This window comes from Pseudomonas sp. LSJ-87 (assembly GCF_032971465.1).
Lineage (GTDB): Bacteria > Pseudomonadota > Gammaproteobacteria > Pseudomonadales > Pseudomonadaceae > Aquipseudomonas > Aquipseudomonas putida_Z.
On the sequence record NZ_JAWJYQ010000084.1, the window covers coordinates 1 to 595 of the forward strand.

The 595-nt window shown below is 63.7% G+C and carries 1 protein-coding gene; it reads left to right on the top strand.

Annotation, left to right across the window (positions count from 1 at the left end):
- On the top strand, positions 1–595 hold a 595-nt coding region (locus RYH74_RS26015), incomplete at both ends, for a thiamine pyrophosphate-binding protein (RefSeq protein ID WP_317410576.1).

A 595-nucleotide genomic window follows, 5' to 3' on the forward strand; every position in this document is an offset into this window, starting at 1 on the left:
CATTCCTGGTGAGGAAAACCTCGACCTGCTCGAATCCCTGCGCAAGTCGAAGATCAAGCTGGTACTTACCCGTCACGAGCAGTCCGCAGGTTTCATGGCTGCCACCTATGGTCGCCTGACTGGCAAGACCGGCGTCAGCCTGTCGACCCTCGGCCCTGGCGCCACCAACCTGGTCACCGCCAGCGCCTACGCCTACCTGGGTGGCATGCCGATGATGATGATCACCGGCCAGAAGCCGATCAAGAAGTCCAAGCAGGGCCGTTTCCAGATCATCGACGTGTGCGGCATGATGGACCCCATCACCAAGTACACCCACCAGTTCGCCTCCGCCGACAACATCCCTTCGCGCATGCGCGAAGCCTTCCGCCTGGCTGAAGAAGAAAAGCCGGGTGCCGTGCACCTGGAGCTGCCGGAAGACATCGCCGCCGAGCAGACCGACGCACTGCCGATCCCGCCAAGCCTGCACCGCCGTCCGCTGGCCGAGCACGTGGCGATCGACGCTGCCGTGCAAAAGCTGCTGAACGCCCGCAACCCGATCCTGGTGATCGGCGCCGGCGCCAACCGCAAGATGACCGCCAAGGTCCTCAAGCAGCTG